Below are 15242 nucleotides of genomic sequence, written 5' to 3'. Positions count from 1 at the left end.
AATGACCTTGTTACCCAAGCGTGTTGAAAATCAGCCGATTCGCATGCCCATGCTGATTGCGCTGGTTTTGGTTCACACATTGGCTTTGGCTGCTCCTTTTACGTTTACCTGGCAAGGCTTTGGCGTTTTTGTGGTGATGATGTTCGCGACGGGCTGCCTGGGGATTACCCTGTGCTACCATCGCTTGCTGAGTCACCGCAGTTTTAAGACCCACAAGCTGGTGAAGTATTTTTTAATGCTCTGTGGAACGCTCTCTCTGGAGGGTGATCCCTCCTGGTGGGTGGCCACACACCGCTTGCACCACATGGAATCGGATCAGGAGATGGACCCGCACAGCCCGCGCGTCAGTTTTGCCTGGGCCCATGTGCTTTGGCTGCTTTACGACGATGAGCGCTCTCAGGATCCTGCCGTTCAGGCCCGGTTTATCCCGGATCTCGTCAATGATCCCTGGGCTCAATTCCTGGCCCGGTTCTTCCTGCCTATCAACCTGGGATTCCTGGCCCTTTTGTACGGGGTGGGTTTCTGGATGGGCGGCTTCAAGATGGCCACTTCAATGATCATCTGGGGCGGTTTTTTCCGGATTGCCTGGGTCTGGCACATCACCTGGTTTGTTAATTCGGTGACCCATGTGATGGGGTACCGGAATTATGAAACACGGGATGACAGCCGAAACATCTGGTGGGTGGCCCTGCTTTCTTTCGGAGAAGGCTGGCACAACAATCACCACGCCAATCCCAGTGCGGCCAAAAGCGGACACCGCTGGTGGGAGTTCGACCTGACCTACGGCATCATCAAACTGATGCAAGTAACCGGTCTGGCCTGGAAAATCCATCCGGTGGTTTCCGGGCAAAGCCCCGCGGTGGTGAAGCCGTTACCGGGTCTGCAGGCCCAAGTGGTAGAGCGATAGGCTCAACCCGTTCTTACCATTTTCCAACCACCTTTTTACCAATGGTTCTTACCACTGAGCTTAAAACCCAAAAAGATTAAAAGAGGCAAGTGTTAAACTTGCCTCTTTTGTCAAATCTACTGAAAATTTAGTAGTAAGACCGACTGGCCTGGAAGCAGTCCCGGCAATAAACGGGCTTGCTGCCTTTGGGCTGGAAGGGCACCTGGGTTTGCACGCCGCAACCGGCACACACCGCGTCAAACATTTCACGAGGGGCACCATACCCACCGCCACGGTTTCCACCGCCACCAAATCCGCCACGAGCGCCACCGCCGCCGCCACGGGCTTGCTTGGCCGCATCCCGGCAGGGCTTGCACTTCTTGGGCTCCTGGAAGCCTTTGGTAAAGTAAAATTCTTGCTCTTCCCCCGTGAAGGTAAAGTCAGTACCGCAAGTCGTACAGACGATCTGTTTGTCTTCCATTTAACATGGCCTCATTCGATTTATGAGTTTAGTGTACCGGGAGTTTTCTTGAACGAGGCCTTGTCTTACGTGAGACTGAACAACCTATCCGCAGAAACTCTCAGATGTATTATGGAATCATTTGGAGTAAGTTTCAAGTCCTGTTTTTTATGGTCAACAAGGGTAAAATGATTGCCTGCAGACAGTTAGCATGAGTACTGCCCGGCAAACAATAGGTCTATTGTCTACTTTGATGACTAAAGACCGCTGGTTGACTATAGCCCAAGTGGATAGGACTGCAGAAACGGGATTTGACAAATCGGATTGCAGGAGTCATTTTTTGGCTCGTCTAGTCTAAGTGATAAGGGGGGTCAGACCAACGATTGTTGTTGCGAATCGCTCTTATTGAAGCGAGAGCTTGTATTTTTTGACCAGCGCTTCAATGCGGCTTCGGCTAATGGGGTGAGAGAGCAGGAAGCCCGGCGTGCCACCAGTCGGGTTATTGGCTTCCAGAATATCAAAGACCTGAATGGCTGCTTGTGGGTTATAGCCTGCTTTGCTCATGAGCTGGACCCCAAGGTCGTCCGCCTGATACTCATATCCGCGAGAGGATTTGAGATCAACCAGATTGATGCCGAGACGGCTGGCTGTGGCCAGCAAGCTGTTTGGTCCGGCCTTGCGCTCCAGGAAATAGTCCAGCAAGGACAGTCCAGTGCGTCGTAGCTGGGTTTTACTGATATGAGACAGCAGAATATGGGCCAGCTCGTGGGAGAGGACAAAGGCGCGCTCGTCATCGTTGCGCAGTTTGGCCAACAGGGTGTCGGTGATCATCAGGTTCTTGCCGTCGGTAGAGGCGTTGAGCGTATCAGAGCGCTCTATCTGGAGCGTGGGCCAGACTTCCGGGGGAATCTGATTGGCCGATTGCAGGCGTTTGAGAATGGTTTCAGGCGTGTTGACCGCGGGCGCGATTTTTATTTGTCCCTGCAGTTGGGCGATTTGTCTATCGGGGAGGTGTTGTTGATTCTGTAGTGTTCGCTGCGGGGCAAGAACGGGCCGTGGAGACGCACTGTCGTTAAGGGCCCACACCGGGTTGAAGAGAAGCATAAGCTGGCAAAGCGCGACTAAAAAGAAGAAAGGACGTTTCATGCCGAGGGGCTCCTGATGGCTCAATGTACATCAATATCCTGAAAAAGAGGGCGTTAATCAATGGCGCTCAAAGGGTGTTTGGGTTCCAGGCTAAGGGTGTTTTTGTTTTGTGTTGATTTTTTACACATTTGCGAATGGGGTCTTGTTAAGGGAATGCTCTTTACATATACTTACCACTATCCCCTTGTAAATCAAATCGGGCCGTAGCGCAGCTTGGTAGCGCACTTCCTTGGGGTGGAAGGGGTCGCAGGTTCAAATCCTGTCGGTCCGACCATTTATAAACCATCTAAACCCCAACAGTCTCCAGCGATTCCAGCTTTTTCAGCGAATCCGGGGACTGTTTTAGTTTCTGAGAATTCTCAACCGAAATCGGGTCAAAAACGACCCAAAAAGGGGCAAACTGACAAACAACTGACAAGTTCTTCCGGCCACTTTTTGAGTGTTGGTGATGTGGCTAAAATCCTTGGTGTATCTCGGCAGACTGTAAAGACTTGGTGTGAAACGGGCAAGTTATCAGCCATTCCAAAGCCCTATGGCGGCTCAATCACTTATCAAATCAGCCCCCTTGCGGTCGAGTTATTGCTTGCCCAGCAAGACCAACTGACAAGTTTCAAAAGCGCCTCAAAGACAAATAGGAAACCCCAAGTCTTAAAAAGTCACCCCGAGTTTGTTCCTGTCTGGATTAAAGCGATGCAGACAGGGGTTTTCAATGGAAAGGTGTTTAGTTCTCGGACTGTGGAAATCTATCAGCTTTATGTGGAGAAGTTTTTTGAGAGTTATTCAGCCTTATCGGCAGACAGTCTAAAGGAAAAGCTGGCCTCTATCCCTGCTGAGCATTTTGCCAAGCGGGAAAAGATATTCAAGGCATTGGTTTGCCTTGGTAAATACCTGATTCAGGAAAAAGCTTTGTCAGAATCTTTTCTAGAGGAAGTAAAACCATTAACCCCTAGGCGGCACCTTCCACCTAAAAAGGCGACAGTGGATACCGATAGCCTTACAAGCCTCTTAAAGGCATGCGAAAGTCCATTAGACACCTTGCTTGTTACTCTGTTGGCGCATACTGGTTTACGAGCCTCAGAGGCCTGCCAGCTTCGATTTTCTGATATAGACCTGAAAAAGGCCATCTTAACGGTTCAACGTGGCAAAGGAGGGAAAACTCGAAAGGTTGGGCTTCCTGTGGGCGTGATTGAAGCGATTCAGTCCTATCGAGAGACTCGCATTGATTGTGGACCAAGTGCGTATCTATTTCTGAATCGTGTTGGAAAGCCAATGGACCGCCACGGTATTCACCAACGCATCCAGCGTATTGCCCGAGATGCTGGGGTAACAGCTTATCCACATGCCCTGCGAAGAGCGTTTGTAACGCTAAATGCAAATAAGGGTAGATCTCTAGTCATGCTCCAGATTGCTTGTGGGCATTCAGATATTGCTACGACTCGTAGTTACTGCATGACTACTGAGCAGGAAGTTGTTGAGGCAATGAGAACTTGGGATGAAAAATAAAAAGTATTAGGGTTGAAACAGGCTGCAAGCCCCCAGAGAGTATTTCAATGGGGGCTTGACTCTTATTTTTCTGTTTTAAGCTGCTCCTTAATCTCAATCAGACGTGTCCTGTTGCCACATAGGAAACGGGGCGAAAAAAGGAGAAAGGATGTCTGCTATTTCACCTTCATCACACTGATTAGGGAAAGTGGGCTTACTGCCGTTTATAATTTCCAGATATTCTTCTTCACTGAAGAGTTCTGCAAACCTTCCAGAGTAACCTTCACGCTCTCTTTCAGAAGAGACTTGGATCTTTTTTGTTTTTTTCAACATTTTTAAAGTCCTTAATTATTGTAATTTACTATCGGGGCTTAACCCCAGGTCTTCATTGCATTGATCACCTCCTCTTCTGTGGTCATACAGTAACTGCGGGTTGTTTCAATATCACTATGGCCGCAAGCCATCTGAAGCATATGCAGAGGCTTCCCGTTGTTAGCGTTAATCGTCACAAAAGCACGTCGCAAGGCATGAGGAGAAACAGGAATACCAGCTAGTTTGCCAATACGCTGAAGCCTTTGATTTAGCCCATGGCGATCCATTTTCTGGTTCTTTCTGTTTAGAAAAAGGTATTCGTTACTTTGGTAGGCTCTGCCTTCTAAATATAGTTGGATGGCTTGAACTGCGTTGAGGGAGAGACCAACACGGCGGCTCTTACCCCATTTGCCAACTCGGATTGTTAAACTTTGTTTAGCAAAATTGATGTCGTTAATTTTAATATTGCAGGCTTCTGTTGCTCTGATGCCTGTAGAGGAAAGCAGGGTTACAATCAACTGATCTAATTTGGATACACAGGCTTCCAGGAGTATGGCTAGGTTCTCAGCATCTACAACAGTCTTCTTGGGTGGCAGGTGGCGTTTGGGTCTGAGTTTCTGCATTTTGACTAGCTGAGGCTCAGCTAGAATCCCTTCGGCAACCAAATATTTTGCAAGCGAAATCAAAGTACGATGATATTTTTCTCGTTTGGCAAAATTTTCTGCAGGGATGGAAGCTAGAGCGCTTTTCAGGGTGGATTCTGACAAAACATCGTAGGTAGTAAAAAAATCAACGGCATAATAGCAGTAGATTTGGCTCGTGCTGCTGCTGAAAACTCTACCTGTTAAAGTTCCGTTTTCCATGCCTTCTGCCCAAGCGTGAGCAGCTTCAAAATGGGTTAAAGTTTGAGAAGTCATTAATTAGGGTCTCCTTTTATTGAATAAAAATTCGTTTCACTTTGTCCCTATCTTGCTAAGAGACAGGGATGGCGTTGCTTTGGCTGGTGACAACTACTTGGCCTACACTGTCACCGTTGTCACTTCCGGAAGGAGGATTGATATTGTCTTCTTCTGAAGTGACATTTGGTGACAACCCTTCTGTCTCCGTGGAAGTCGTTTCTGGATGAGCTTTTTGGGTTGGAAGTGACACGGTGAATGGTTTTTGATATTTGCCCCGATTTTCTTTTAGCAGAAATCCCTTTTCTACCATTCTGCCTAGGGCTTTCTTAACTCTGTCTTCAGACATCTCTGTTTTTTCAGCCGCCTCTTTAGGACCAAAGATTTCCTCCTCTTCAAAAGCGGCTAAAATTTTAGATTCTGTCTCACCGGGCTGAACCTGCGGTTTCTCAACTATCTTCCACCTTACGGTTTCAGCATCAAATTGGAGGTAGAGCTCATTGTCTTGAATGTCCCTGCCTGTCATTCTCAAAGTGGCCGTTCCTGTCATACGGTCTTTGATCAGGATGAGGTTTGTATCAGCGACACCGGTAATAGCCGTGCTACCGAGAACATCATCAAAAGCGTCTTCAGAGTTCCCGGTGCCTTTTCGGGTATGGTGAAAGACTAAAATGCTAATGCCTTTATCGACGGCAAGACGTTGAAGAGCTCCTAGATATAGCGTTTCTGTTTCGTAGTTTGCTGCTTTACCATTGGTTGAGGGCTTGGCTCTACCCCAAGTGTCAATGATAACGAGGTGAATGCTTGGATTTTTTTCCAGCAGTTCTTGCAAGTCCTGAATACCCTGTGCATCCATTTTTTTGAACGTATCACGGAAAATAAGTTTGTCGTTGGGTATTTGCTCCTGGCTGAGTAATTTCTTACATCGCACTTGCAGCCTTCGGAAGTTATCCTCAAGCGCCAAATACAGGACCGAGCCGGTTTGGGTGCTCAATTTATCAAACACCTTTGTGTCTAATGCGATTGCAATTCCAATAGTCAAGGCCATCCAGGACTTTCCCATCTTGGGACCACCCGAAAGGATGGTGAGCCCTTCCGTTAAGAGGGTATCAACAACCCAACGGGGCTCTGGAAATTCTTTGGCTAGCAATTGTTCCAGGGTGAAGGATTCTTGTATTGTGGGGTTTTCGGTCGACATAAAATTTGCTCCTTTCTGAGCAGGTTAAATAAATCCCTAAGGGGATGTTTTCTGAAATAATTTTGGGGTTCGGATTAGTGAGGGATTCCGTTTTTCTTGATGCTTTCCAGTTGAGAAAGAGGGACGACCCACTTTTTTCTGAGTTTGATAGCTTGGACCAAACCCAGTTTGATCCATTGCCGAATGGTTTGTTCTGAGACGGTCAATTCGCTTGCTAACTGCTTGATGCTTAATAAGTTGGGGGTATTCATTTCATTTGCCTTTTTTGAACAGTAATGAATTGCACATAAACAGTTATAAATGAAGTGTTTTAAGGGTATTCTAATTTGAGTAACTGATAAGTATTACTACCGTAATGAAAACTTATGATTTTTTAAACAGAGAATTACTGGATTTTGTTAAGGCTAAGCAATCCATCATCTTTTCTGAAACTTGCCTAGAGAGAGCCGAGCTTCAGAGAAGGTTTTGGGATGCTTTTAATTTGCAAGATCCAGAAGGCTTATGGAAAAACGCCATTGAACCCTTAGAGTGGATGGGAACCGCAAACATCAGGTGCTTGTTAGATTTTCAGACCCAGTACACAGCTCTTCTATTTCAGGAAAATCCAGAAGAAAATATTCCATTAATCTTTATTCTTGACGCTCAGGGGAACGTGATAAGGGGTATTCGTTGGGTGTTGATCCAAGCTTCCAACCTAGGAATTGATGATTTTGAGTTTCACTTACCAGCCCCATCCTCAGACAGGCTTTATGAGATTGAAACGCCGGTCACAAAAAAATTACGGGAATTATATAAGCCCCCATATGGCCAATGTTTATGGTGTAGCTTGCCTTTTTGCAATACTGAGAAGCTACCTGGTTTTGTGAATGGGTTGAGGATAAAAAATCCTGACAAGCGCTTTAAATACTGTCATGTCAATAACTGCAAGGCCCAAAAAAAGAAATTGTACAGCCCTTATCAGCACAAAAATTGCTGCTACGGAAAGGCAGGAATCGTGAAACACCGCTTCAGAGTGGCCTTAGAAGAGATTGAAAGGAGCAGAGTCTTTGATGAGACAGTGAAGAGAACTAAAATTATCAAGCTCTTTACGGATTTCCTGGAAGAGCGGTTTGTGACGATGTCCAAATATGGGCTGGATGTATTTGACCACTCTGAATATATGGAGTATGTGAACGCTCATTCTTTGGGTAATCCAGAGTAAGTGGCTTTGGAGCTTGCGGTTTTATACACACTGGGGTGTCTCCGGCACTCTCGCAAAGCTGCCGTAACTTCAGGAGGGTAAACGGCCCGAGGGCGCTTCTGGTGAATCCTGGCTGACGAGGGGGACAGCAAGCGAACCCACTTTAGAACAGTAGTCGGCGACAGATTAAGGCGTTTGGCAATTCGATTAGAACTCAGCCCCTGCTCGTATAAATCAGCGGCCTTGTAGAGGCACTCAGCGGGCTTATACCGAAGATGCGGAACAGTAAACGCATAAGCGCAGGCTCGGCACTTCCAGCGCTGGCGGCCCAGGGTGTGGCCATACTTATAGGGAGAGTGCTTTTTACAGCGGGGGCAATGAGGTCTCATGCCTTTATTCTAGGGCGAGATGCCCTGGAAGAAAAGCGGTTGGGGCACTATTTCCATTATTGCTGGAAAAAACAAATTATAAGTTTTTTTGGCAGGGAGGCAGGCCTGAAATCCTACCAAAAACAAGTCCAGGCGCCTGAATTGTCGCCATGGCCAATAGACTAAGTGGCTTCTTCATTGAGCATTGCCAGGAGGCGCTCTTGAACTTCTCCCTGTTTGGTAACAGGAATCCCTCTGAAAGCACTAATAATATTCATTTCCATTGAATTCAGGACTTGGGTCAGTGCCCATTTCAAAACAACGGGCCGATCAACATTTTCCTCTGAGAAATAATCTGAAAAGTATAGTACCCGAAGATCCTCATAAGGTACTTCGTAATAATCCGCCAATTTTTGAAGATTTTTTGGGGTTGGGAGGTGCTGGCCTCGTTCATACCGACTGATTTCGATGCGAGGTATACCAGTGTCTCCTCCCACTTCATAAAGAGAGAGGGAGCCACGCAACTCTTTCAGCTTATTTCCGAGGTATGTCACTTGACAGCCTATTTTATGGATGATAACTTTTGATTGCGTAACAAGTGGTTGTTACGCTTTTAATGAGCTTTCCACGTCTGAAATTACAGGCGGAGCAACCGCTTAGAATATCACGCCCAAAAGGGGTTGTCGTTGTGCTGTCCAAAATATTCAAGTATGGGTCTGCCGCTATCTCTGGTAGGTCAAAGTCTTTGCGTGTCCTCAAAGCGCTTCCAGTAATCAGTCTAAGCCTTGTCTTATCACTGCCTGCCATGGCCGAACGGTTTGTAAGTTGCCATGATGGGGATACTTGTAGGTTAGAAGACGGTTTACGGGTACGCTTTTCGGGCATCGACACCCCAGAGATAGGCCAGCCCTTTTCGGAATCCGCAAGGGATGCCATGATCCAGCTTGTCGTAGATCAGGAGTCAACCCTGGTCTGTGAGGGGTGGAGTTACAACCGGCGGGTTTGCTCTGTTTTCGTGAATGGTCAGGACGTTCAACGGCAACTGGTAGAACAAGGACTCGCATACGACTATACCCAATATTCTGGTGGTAAGTACCAGCAGGCCGAACAAGCCGCTAAACAGAATCAAGTGGGTGTCTGGGCACTTCCCGATGGTGGCGTTCGCCCGTGGGACTACCGGCATCAACAGCGGAAGCACCCAGTATATAGGAATGACCAAGGAGCCAATCAATGACTTTGAGAAAAGTAATGGCAGGGTTTACGGCTATAACAGTAGCCTTGGGTTTGCTATCTATCCCACCCGCCATGGCCCACAACCACGAGAAAGTCCCGACAAGCGCTGGGAAAGCCAATCAGGCGGAGGAAAGAGTATTTTTCAACACGCACTCGTTTAAGTACCATAAGCCCAATTGCGAATGGGCTCAACGGTGTACCCGCAATTGTGTGTCAATGCCAAAATCCCAGGCAATTCGCCAAGGCGGCATTCCTTGCCGGGTGTGTGGGGGATAGGTGATGGAGTCCGCCTTATTGGAAAAGCCTGAGTGGCATTACCTGGAATCGGGAAGACCCACTGGTCCCATTACTTTAGCCGCTCTTCAAGGGCGAGTGAAAACAAATCAGCTCAAACCCACTGATTGGGTTTGGAAAGAGGGGATGGGCGACTGGACGACGATTCAGAGTCTGGACTCTATATTTCCGACCACGGCCAGCCTGGGGGCCTATTCTGGCTCTCAATGGCACTACTCCATCAGCGGTAAAAAGTACGGGCCGATTGAGGGAGCGAAGTTAAAGGAGATGATTCTTCGGCGGGATTTATTACCGACGGATTTGGTTCAGGCAGACGGGGAGAAAGACTGGACGGCAGTGAGTGACTTACCAGAGGATGCTTTAAGAGAACCTCCTAACATCCCATTCCTGGCCAGAACATACTCTTACACTGGTTTTACAAAGCGAGCGTTGGCTTTTGGAATTGATGCGCTACTTCTATTGGTTGTTATTTTCATTAGCGCAATGGTATTTAATGGCTTTGTGCCTCCCCTCCTCAGTACAATTTATTTTGTGAGTTGCGAAAGCTCCCCTGCACAAGCCACTTTGGGTAAACGAGTCATGGGCATCAAGATTATTAGCCGGACAGGGAAACGCCTGACTTATTGGCATGCCTTTTGGCGTGACCTGAGCAAGGGCCTTTCATTGCTGACCCTGGGCATTGGCTTTGTGCTGATTGGCTTTACCCCTCGTAAGCAAGGTCTGCACGACCTGATGGCTGGGACATTAGTCATTAATGACGATATCGGTTAGATCCACGGTCTATGTTTTCTGGCCTGGACTTCAATAAGGAAATCAGGGTGAACAAGAATGAACTCAACTATCAATAATTTAGAGTACGCAGGAACGCAACGGCGTCTGATAGCCTTTTTGCTTGATAAGTTAATTTTGCTGCCCTTTGTCTTCGGGGCTTATGCTTTATTTTGGCAGTGGATTGGCCTGTGGACAGTCTTGATTCACGTTGGCATTGAGTGGTTTTATACGTCTGATTTAGAGGCTGGCCCTTGGCAGGGAACATTTGGGAAGCGTATTTTAGGGCTTCGGGTTTGTGGAAGCCAAGGACAATACCTTCCCATTGAGTGGGTTCAACTGCGCTTTTTGTGCAATCTGGTGGTGAATCTGGGGCTTGTTTTCCTGATAGGTATATTTGCCTCGCTTATGGCTGACTCAGGCAGTAACCCTTACCCTTTTGTTGGAGGATTGCTGCTGATTGTTGGCGCTCAAATTCTGTTCATGACATTGAACGACAAAAAGCAGGGGATGCACGACTTGCTACCCGGTGCAGTCGTAGTCTTTAAAATTAAGTAGATAGACACATTCGGCTGAACACCCCTAGTTCCCTAAACAGAAGAAGCGGCGTGAGCCGCCGGTCTTCTCCGAAGGAGTCCTGAGTAGCCGAAAGGACGGATGAGGACTTAGCGGGAGGCACATCTGGCAAGCACAAATTTTGCTTAAGGCGCACGTAGCCCAAAATGGCTCATATTTTTTCGTCCTGAACCCATTATCCATAACCCCACCCCCCTTTAGGATATAACCTTAAGCTAGATATAGCGCCATGGCCGATAGGCTCCCCACCCAACCCACCACCCTGGCTAGCTCAACGAGTCAGTAGAGCTGAAGGCCCCAGTCAACAGGCTTAGGAGGCGTACTTGCTTCTGCCGTCTCCGAAGTAGGATTCGTAGATGTGCTGATAGACGGTATCGCACTTTTTGTTGAACACCTCAGGGGTATAGGAGCGAGGCAATTCGGTATCCAGAATTTTTTCGACTGTCAGACGGACTTCAGCTCGGCTTTGTTGCCGCTTGCGCCAATCCAGTACCAGTTTTTCTTTTTTAAGACTAGCCAGCAGGCTCCGTGCGGTTTTCTTAACTTCGTTGATTTCCTTGGGGGTTAAGGCCATGTCCGGCTTGGTGAGTATGTCAAAGAGCACTAACTCCTCTTCGCTCAGTTGCTCAGCGACGCCCCGCTTTTCCTCTTCGTTCAGCTCCTGGGTGAAGGCCACCAGCTTGTCAAAGAGCAACTCAATGTTGGGGGTTTCCGCATTGTACTCATCAATGAGGGCTTGGAATTTTTCCAGGTAGTCCATGCGGGTTCGGTTGGCTTCCACCATGTCGGTCAGTTTATTGGCCACCGCATTTTTGAGCCGTTCAAATTCAGTGTGCTTGCGTCCCTGCTTGAAGTGGGCTTGGAGGGCGGCAAAGTCCACTTGGCTTAAGTCAATCAAGGGTTGTTCGCTACTCGCTTCAATGACAAAGCCCTCAGGGGCGATGGAGTCATCCAGTAGCCTTTCCACTTCACTCATCACTTGAGAAATGTCTACCTCTGGAGACAGAGAGCGGATTTTATCAGCCATGGCCTTAAACAAGAAGCGAATGGGATTGAAGTGCTCCGCCATGGCATCCGGGAGAATCGCTTTGTAGAGCTTTTGAATTTGACCTTGCAGGCCCAGAAACTTCTTTTTGGTTTCTTCGTTTTGCAGGATGGCGTCTACAGCGTCATCCAGGAGCTTGACCCGCTCAAAGCCAGTGGCGTCCATGATTGTTTTCGGGTGAACCTGAAGGCCCGTCAGGAAGCTCGTCATGGTTTCAATCGCCTGCTCAAGGTAAATGAGAAGCTCTTTTTTCTCTTTGACCGGCATATCGCTGGAGCCACCTTGAGGGGTGCCGTATATGGCGAGGGCTTTTTGTAGATTTCGGAATACCCCCACATAGTCCACAATCAGGCCGTTGTTCTTATCTGCAAAGACCCGGTTAGCCCTGGCAATGGTTTGCATCAGGGTATGGTTTTTCATGGGTTTATCCAGATAGAGGGTGGAAATGCTGGGCGAGTCAAAGCCCGTCAGCCACATGGAGCAAACAAAGACCAGACGGAGGTATTTGCCAGTCTTTTCATTTTTCTCTGTGGATTTGAAATATTCTTCTAAATCCTCTTTGACCATCCGCTCCCGGTGAAGCTTGATGTCCAGCCCCTTGGCCTGAAACTTTTCAATTTCATTCTGCTCAGAGGATACCACCACCGCCATGTCGGTTTCTTCCATGTAGGTGATTTTGGCTTCTAGCAGGGCTTTTTCAGAGGGCGACGCCATGGCCAACCGGCGTTTAAGGGCCTCCAGCTCTAAATGCCAATATTTCTGAACTTTGTCATACATGCGGACAGTGGTGGTTTTATCGATGGAAATCGCCATGGCCTTACCCAGAAAGCCCCGGTTGAGAAAGTGAGTGACAAGATCTTTGGCCACTTCTTCCAGGCGTTCCTCTCGGGTGATGAGGTGATATTCTCGACCAAACTGCTTTTCCAGTTTTTCCTCTTGCTCTTCATCCAGCAGTGCATCATCCAGCAGGCGCTCCATGTCCTCGTTAAGGTCTTCATTTTTAAGTTGGAGTTCCGGCTTCCGGTTTTCATAGAACAGGGGCACTGTAGCGTTGTCATCGACCGACTGTTGAAAGTTGTAGATACTGACGTAATCCCCATAGACTTCTTTGGTCAATTCCCCACCAGCGATCAATGGCGTACCCGTAAAGCCAATAAAGGCCGCATTGGGAAGTGCTTTCCGTAGGTTGGCGGCAAAGGTGTCATATTGGCTACGGTGGGCTTCATCCGTAATGACGATGATGTCACTCCGCTCAGACAGCACCGGGTAGGCTTCTCCTTGTTCAGTGCGGAATTTCTGAATCAGGGTGAACACAAAGCGATGATCTTCCCGCAGCAGTTTTTTCAGATCCTCCCCACTACCGGCCTGGACGTCTTTTTCAGTAACAGCACCCACGGCGGCGAAGTTTTTATAGATCTGAGTATCCAGGTCCTGACGGTCTGTGACGATGACAAAGGACCAGTTGCCCGGCACTTTGCGTAAAATCTTGAGGGCGAAGAAGACCATGGAGTAACTTTTGCCGCTACCCTGCGTGTGCCAGAACACCCCCAGCTTACCCTGATTCTCTTTAATGCCATCCAGCCCCTTCACGGCGTTATTAACGCCCAACACTTGGTGATTTTTACCCACCAGCTTAATCAGGCCCCCTTTGCCTTCCTGGAAAAGAATAAAGTTTTCCACAATATCCAGAAAACGGCGCTTTTCGCAGGTGCCCCGAATCATGGTTTCCAGCGAGATGATGCCTTTTTCCTCTTCATCGCTAATGCGCTTCCAGTCGGCAAAGTGCTCCCAGCCAGAGGTAAGGCTCCCCACTTTGCTTTCGCTGCCATTGGACAGGATGACAAGGGCGTTATGCCAAAACAGTTGGGGAATATCGCTGAGATAACTTCGGAAATTTTCATCAAAGGCGTTTTTCAGTCGCTTGTGGGAGGCTTTGAGTTCCACAAACAAGAGGGGCAGGCCATTCACAAAGCCCACCAGGTCGGTGCGCCGTTTGTACATTTCCCCAGTAAGCCACAGTTGGGAGGCCAGACAGAAATCGTTATTCTCCGGGGTTTCCCAGTCAATCACCCGAACCGTGTCTTGTTCTTCAATGCCCTCTTCGTTTCTGAATTTAACCTTCACCCCCTCTTTGAGTAGCTGATAGGCTTCCCGGTTGGCCTGCACCAGAATCAAGATACTCAGGTCTTGGGAGAGGATGCTAGCGGCTTCAACAATGGCCTCGTCTGGTAGTGTGGGATTGAGAGCTTGCAGGGCTTTCAGGAGGCGAGGGCGCAGAATGGCTTCAGTCAGGGTTTCCCGACCTGATAGGTCAGGGCGTGGCCCATCCCCCTCGCCATGGCCGTTAAAGTGAGACCAGCCCAGGGATTGAAAAAGCTCAATGGCGGGTTGCTCGATCAGAAAGTCTTCGGTGTACTCATTCACGTTCTTGCAGTTGCTCATTGTTCGGTTTAAGCCACGTTATCAGCAAATCGGCGACCTTCATGCTTGAATTGCTCGAAATCCAGAAACTGCTTGTCGGTAGCCCTTAATAGACGCTTTTGGTTTTTATTAGTAAGCGTATCGTAATTTTCGTAGACTACCACGCTCTGGAAATTAATATTTTCGGTTTTAAATTCAAAACAATTGGCGGCGATTTCCAGCGCCTTTTGGTTGTCGTTTTCTTTAACGCCGAATAGGAATAAAGGATGCCGAGGGAACTCAAATATCACATCCACAATAGACTCTTTATTGGAGGGAATCGGTGTCGCTTTGAGCTTATACGGGATATCGGCGTATTCCTGCTGGATATGCTCAATAAGCAGATCATAAAATAAATTCTGGACCGCTTTCTTTTTTAGGTACTGCAAACTGGAGACCTTGGCCAGCGCTTGGGCAAAATGAAAGAAATTAGGAAGCAGATTACCGAAATCGCTTTCAATAAATATATTTCCGTCCTGTTCATCGAGGCCATTCTCTTTGATGATGCGGCTATAAAGGGACTCTTTGCTCTCCGTTATATTGACATTGTAGGAGAGGTGCATCAGCGTTAGACCATAATCGCAAATTCGATAACGGTCTTTGCTGGTAGGCTCTACAAAAATCTCCATCATGTCCCCATCCTCATGGAAAAAGGGTGCCACGATCTGAAAAATGTTGGGGCGCTTTTCTTTCAGCTGAAAGGTGCCTGTAAAGGCTGATTTTAGAAGATCCAGTGTCGTCATACCTTTTGCTCCGGCGATTGCGGGAACTGCAACTTTAATTGTGACAGGTTGTTAAGAAATGGGAAATGGTCAACATAGTCATCTTGAATGCCAACATATTGCCAAAAGGCGACAATGGCCTCTTCAAAGGTACGGTATTCTTCCGTCCGGGAGGCAAAGTTTTCGGCTTTAAACCCTTGACTCAAGGCTTCTTCA

The 15242-nt window shown here is 47.9% G+C and carries 17 protein-coding genes and 1 tRNA gene; 7 read left to right on the top strand and 11 right to left on the bottom strand.

Features of this window, described 5'->3' with window-relative positions; all coding sequences use genetic code 11:
• Position 1: 1 nt before the first annotated feature.
• Positions 2-907, top strand: a complete 906-nt coding sequence (locus DF283_RS11410; protein ID WP_303674999.1) for an acyl-CoA desaturase — start codon at positions 2-4, stop codon at positions 905-907.
• A gap of 127 nt (positions 908-1034) precedes the next feature.
• Here DF283_RS11410 and DF283_RS11405 read toward each other — a convergent pair whose 3' ends face one another.
• On the bottom strand, positions 1035-1367 hold the full coding sequence (locus tag DF283_RS11405; RefSeq protein ID WP_303674998.1) for a CxxC-x17-CxxC domain-containing protein: 333 nt from the start codon (positions 1365-1367) through the stop codon (positions 1035-1037).
• Between the two features lie 381 nt (positions 1368-1748).
• Positions 1749-2492, bottom strand: a complete 744-nt coding sequence (locus DF283_RS11400) for a M48 family metalloprotease (protein ID WP_303674997.1) — start codon at positions 2490-2492, stop codon at positions 1749-1751.
• A gap of 197 nt (positions 2493-2689) precedes the next feature.
• Between DF283_RS11400 and DF283_RS11395 the strand changes: the two genes are divergently transcribed.
• Positions 2690-2766, top strand: a tRNA-Pro gene (locus tag DF283_RS11395).
• Positions 2727-3995, top strand: coding sequence for a tyrosine-type recombinase/integrase (locus tag DF283_RS11390; protein ID WP_303675106.1), 1269 nt, complete (start codon positions 2727-2729; stop codon positions 3993-3995). Before DF283_RS11395 ends, DF283_RS11390 begins: the two co-directional genes overlap by 40 nt.
• A gap of 93 nt (positions 3996-4088) precedes the next feature.
• On the opposite strand, the gene DF283_RS11385 is transcribed toward DF283_RS11390, so the two are convergent.
• The 4 genes from DF283_RS11385 to DF283_RS11370 form a co-directional block, all read right to left on the bottom strand.
• Positions 4089-4307 carry a hypothetical protein gene (locus DF283_RS11385; protein ID WP_303674996.1) on the bottom strand — a complete coding sequence of 73 codons (219 nt, stop codon included), beginning with the start codon at positions 4305-4307 and terminating at the stop codon, positions 4089-4091.
• Between the two features lie 38 nt (positions 4308-4345).
• Positions 4346-5203: a tyrosine-type recombinase/integrase gene (locus tag DF283_RS11380; RefSeq protein WP_303674995.1), complete on the bottom strand. Its 858-nt coding sequence runs from the start codon at positions 5201-5203 to the stop codon at positions 4346-4348.
• Between the two features lie 55 nt (positions 5204-5258).
• Positions 5259-6380, bottom strand: coding sequence for an AAA family ATPase (locus DF283_RS11375; RefSeq protein ID WP_303674994.1), 1122 nt, complete (start codon positions 6378-6380; stop codon positions 5259-5261).
• 74 nt (positions 6381-6454) lie between these two features.
• Positions 6455-6631, bottom strand: coding sequence for a helix-turn-helix domain-containing protein (locus DF283_RS11370; protein ID WP_303674993.1), 177 nt, complete (start codon positions 6629-6631; stop codon positions 6455-6457).
• Positions 6632-6735: 104 nt separating this feature from the next.
• On the opposite strand from DF283_RS11370, the gene DF283_RS11365 reads away from it, so the two are divergent.
• Positions 6736-7581, top strand: a complete 846-nt coding sequence (locus DF283_RS11365) for a hypothetical protein (protein WP_303674992.1) — start codon at positions 6736-6738, stop codon at positions 7579-7581.
• On the opposite strand, the gene DF283_RS12820 is transcribed toward DF283_RS11365, so the two are convergent.
• Together DF283_RS12820 and DF283_RS11360 are read right to left on the bottom strand one after the other, a co-directional pair.
• Positions 7557-7949: an IS1/IS1595 family N-terminal zinc-binding domain-containing protein gene (locus DF283_RS12820; protein ID WP_443083019.1), complete on the bottom strand. Its 393-nt coding sequence runs from the start codon at positions 7947-7949 to the stop codon at positions 7557-7559. The genes DF283_RS11365 and DF283_RS12820 overlap by 25 nt on opposite strands.
• 161 nt (positions 7950-8110) lie before the next feature.
• Positions 8111-8482 (bottom strand): helix-turn-helix domain-containing protein, encoded by a 372-nt coding sequence (locus tag DF283_RS11360; protein ID WP_303674991.1) that lies wholly within the window; start codon positions 8480-8482, stop codon positions 8111-8113.
• A gap of 62 nt (positions 8483-8544) precedes the next feature.
• Between DF283_RS11360 and DF283_RS12815 the strand changes: the two genes are divergently transcribed.
• The 3 genes from DF283_RS12815 to DF283_RS11350 all read left to right on the top strand — a co-directional run bounded on the left by DF283_RS12815 (position 8545) and on the right by DF283_RS11350 (position 10781).
• Entirely contained in the window at positions 8545-9162 is a 618-nt protein-coding gene (locus tag DF283_RS12815) for a thermonuclease family protein (RefSeq protein WP_443083018.1), read from the top strand.
• A gap of 278 nt (positions 9163-9440) precedes the next feature.
• Entirely contained in the window at positions 9441-10226 is a 786-nt protein-coding gene (locus tag DF283_RS11355) for an RDD family protein (RefSeq protein ID WP_303675105.1), read from the top strand.
• A gap of 57 nt (positions 10227-10283) precedes the next feature.
• Entirely contained in the window at positions 10284-10781 is a 498-nt protein-coding gene (locus DF283_RS11350) for an RDD family protein (protein WP_303674990.1), read from the top strand.
• Between the two features lie 328 nt (positions 10782-11109).
• Here DF283_RS11350 and DF283_RS11345 read toward each other — a convergent pair whose 3' ends face one another.
• The 3 genes from DF283_RS11345 to DF283_RS11335 all read right to left on the bottom strand — a co-directional run.
• On the bottom strand, positions 11110-14286 hold the full coding sequence (locus tag DF283_RS11345) for a type I restriction endonuclease subunit R (RefSeq protein ID WP_303674989.1): 3177 nt from the start codon (positions 14284-14286) through the stop codon (positions 11110-11112).
• An 8-nt stretch (positions 14287-14294) separates the two neighbouring features.
• Positions 14295-15047 carry a DUF1828 domain-containing protein gene (locus DF283_RS11340; RefSeq protein ID WP_303674988.1) on the bottom strand — a complete coding sequence of 251 codons (753 nt, stop codon included), beginning with the start codon at positions 15045-15047 and terminating at the stop codon, positions 14295-14297.
• Positions 15044-15242 (bottom strand): hypothetical protein (locus tag DF283_RS11335; RefSeq protein WP_303674987.1); only part of this gene is annotated, 199 nt, incomplete at its 5' end. The genes DF283_RS11335 and DF283_RS11340, both read right to left, overlap by 4 nt.

The sequence above is a fragment of the Vampirovibrio chlorellavorus genome (assembly GCF_003149375.1).
Lineage (GTDB): Bacteria > Cyanobacteriota > Vampirovibrionia > Vampirovibrionales > Vampirovibrionaceae > Vampirovibrio > Vampirovibrio chlorellavorus_B.
The sequence above is the reverse complement of the archived record's forward strand: the minus strand, read 5'-3'. Positions and strand labels throughout refer to the sequence as shown.

Bases quoted from the DNA above. Each gene is read 5' to 3' on its own strand.
- DF283_RS11410 (WP_303674999.1), top strand. From the start codon at position 2: ATGACCTTGTTACCCAAGCGTGTTGAAAATCAGCCGATTCGCATGCCC.
- DF283_RS11405 (WP_303674998.1), bottom strand. From the start codon at position 1,367: ATGGAAGACAAACAGATCGTCTGTACGACTTGCGGTACTGACTTTACC.
- DF283_RS11400 (WP_303674997.1), bottom strand. From the start codon at position 2,492: ATGAAACGTCCTTTCTTCTTTTTAGTCGCGCTTTGCCAGCTTATGCTT.
- DF283_RS11385 (WP_303674996.1), bottom strand. From the start codon at position 4,307: ATGTTGAAAAAAACAAAAAAGATCCAAGTCTCTTCTGAAAGAGAGCGT.
- DF283_RS11380 (WP_303674995.1), bottom strand. From the start codon at position 5,203: ATGACTTCTCAAACTTTAACCCATTTTGAAGCTGCTCACGCTTGGGCA.
- DF283_RS11375 (WP_303674994.1), bottom strand. From the start codon at position 6,380: ATGTCGACCGAAAACCCCACAATACAAGAATCCTTCACCCTGGAACAA.
- DF283_RS11370 (WP_303674993.1), bottom strand. From the start codon at position 6,631: ATGAATACCCCCAACTTATTAAGCATCAAGCAGTTAGCAAGCGAATTG.
- DF283_RS11365 (WP_303674992.1), top strand. From the start codon at position 6,736: ATGAAAACTTATGATTTTTTAAACAGAGAATTACTGGATTTTGTTAAG.
- DF283_RS12820 (WP_443083019.1), bottom strand. From the start codon at position 7,949: ATGAGACCTCATTGCCCCCGCTGTAAAAAGCACTCTCCCTATAAGTAT.
- DF283_RS12815 (WP_443083018.1), top strand. From the start codon at position 8,545: ATGAGCTTTCCACGTCTGAAATTACAGGCGGAGCAACCGCTTAGAATA.
- DF283_RS11355 (WP_303675105.1), top strand. From the start codon at position 9,441: ATGGAGTCCGCCTTATTGGAAAAGCCTGAGTGGCATTACCTGGAATCG.
- DF283_RS11350 (WP_303674990.1), top strand. From the start codon at position 10,284: ATGAACTCAACTATCAATAATTTAGAGTACGCAGGAACGCAACGGCGT.
- DF283_RS11345 (WP_303674989.1), bottom strand. From the start codon at position 14,286: ATGAGCAACTGCAAGAACGTGAATGAGTACACCGAAGACTTTCTGATC.
- DF283_RS11340 (WP_303674988.1), bottom strand. From the start codon at position 15,047: ATGACGACACTGGATCTTCTAAAATCAGCCTTTACAGGCACCTTTCAG.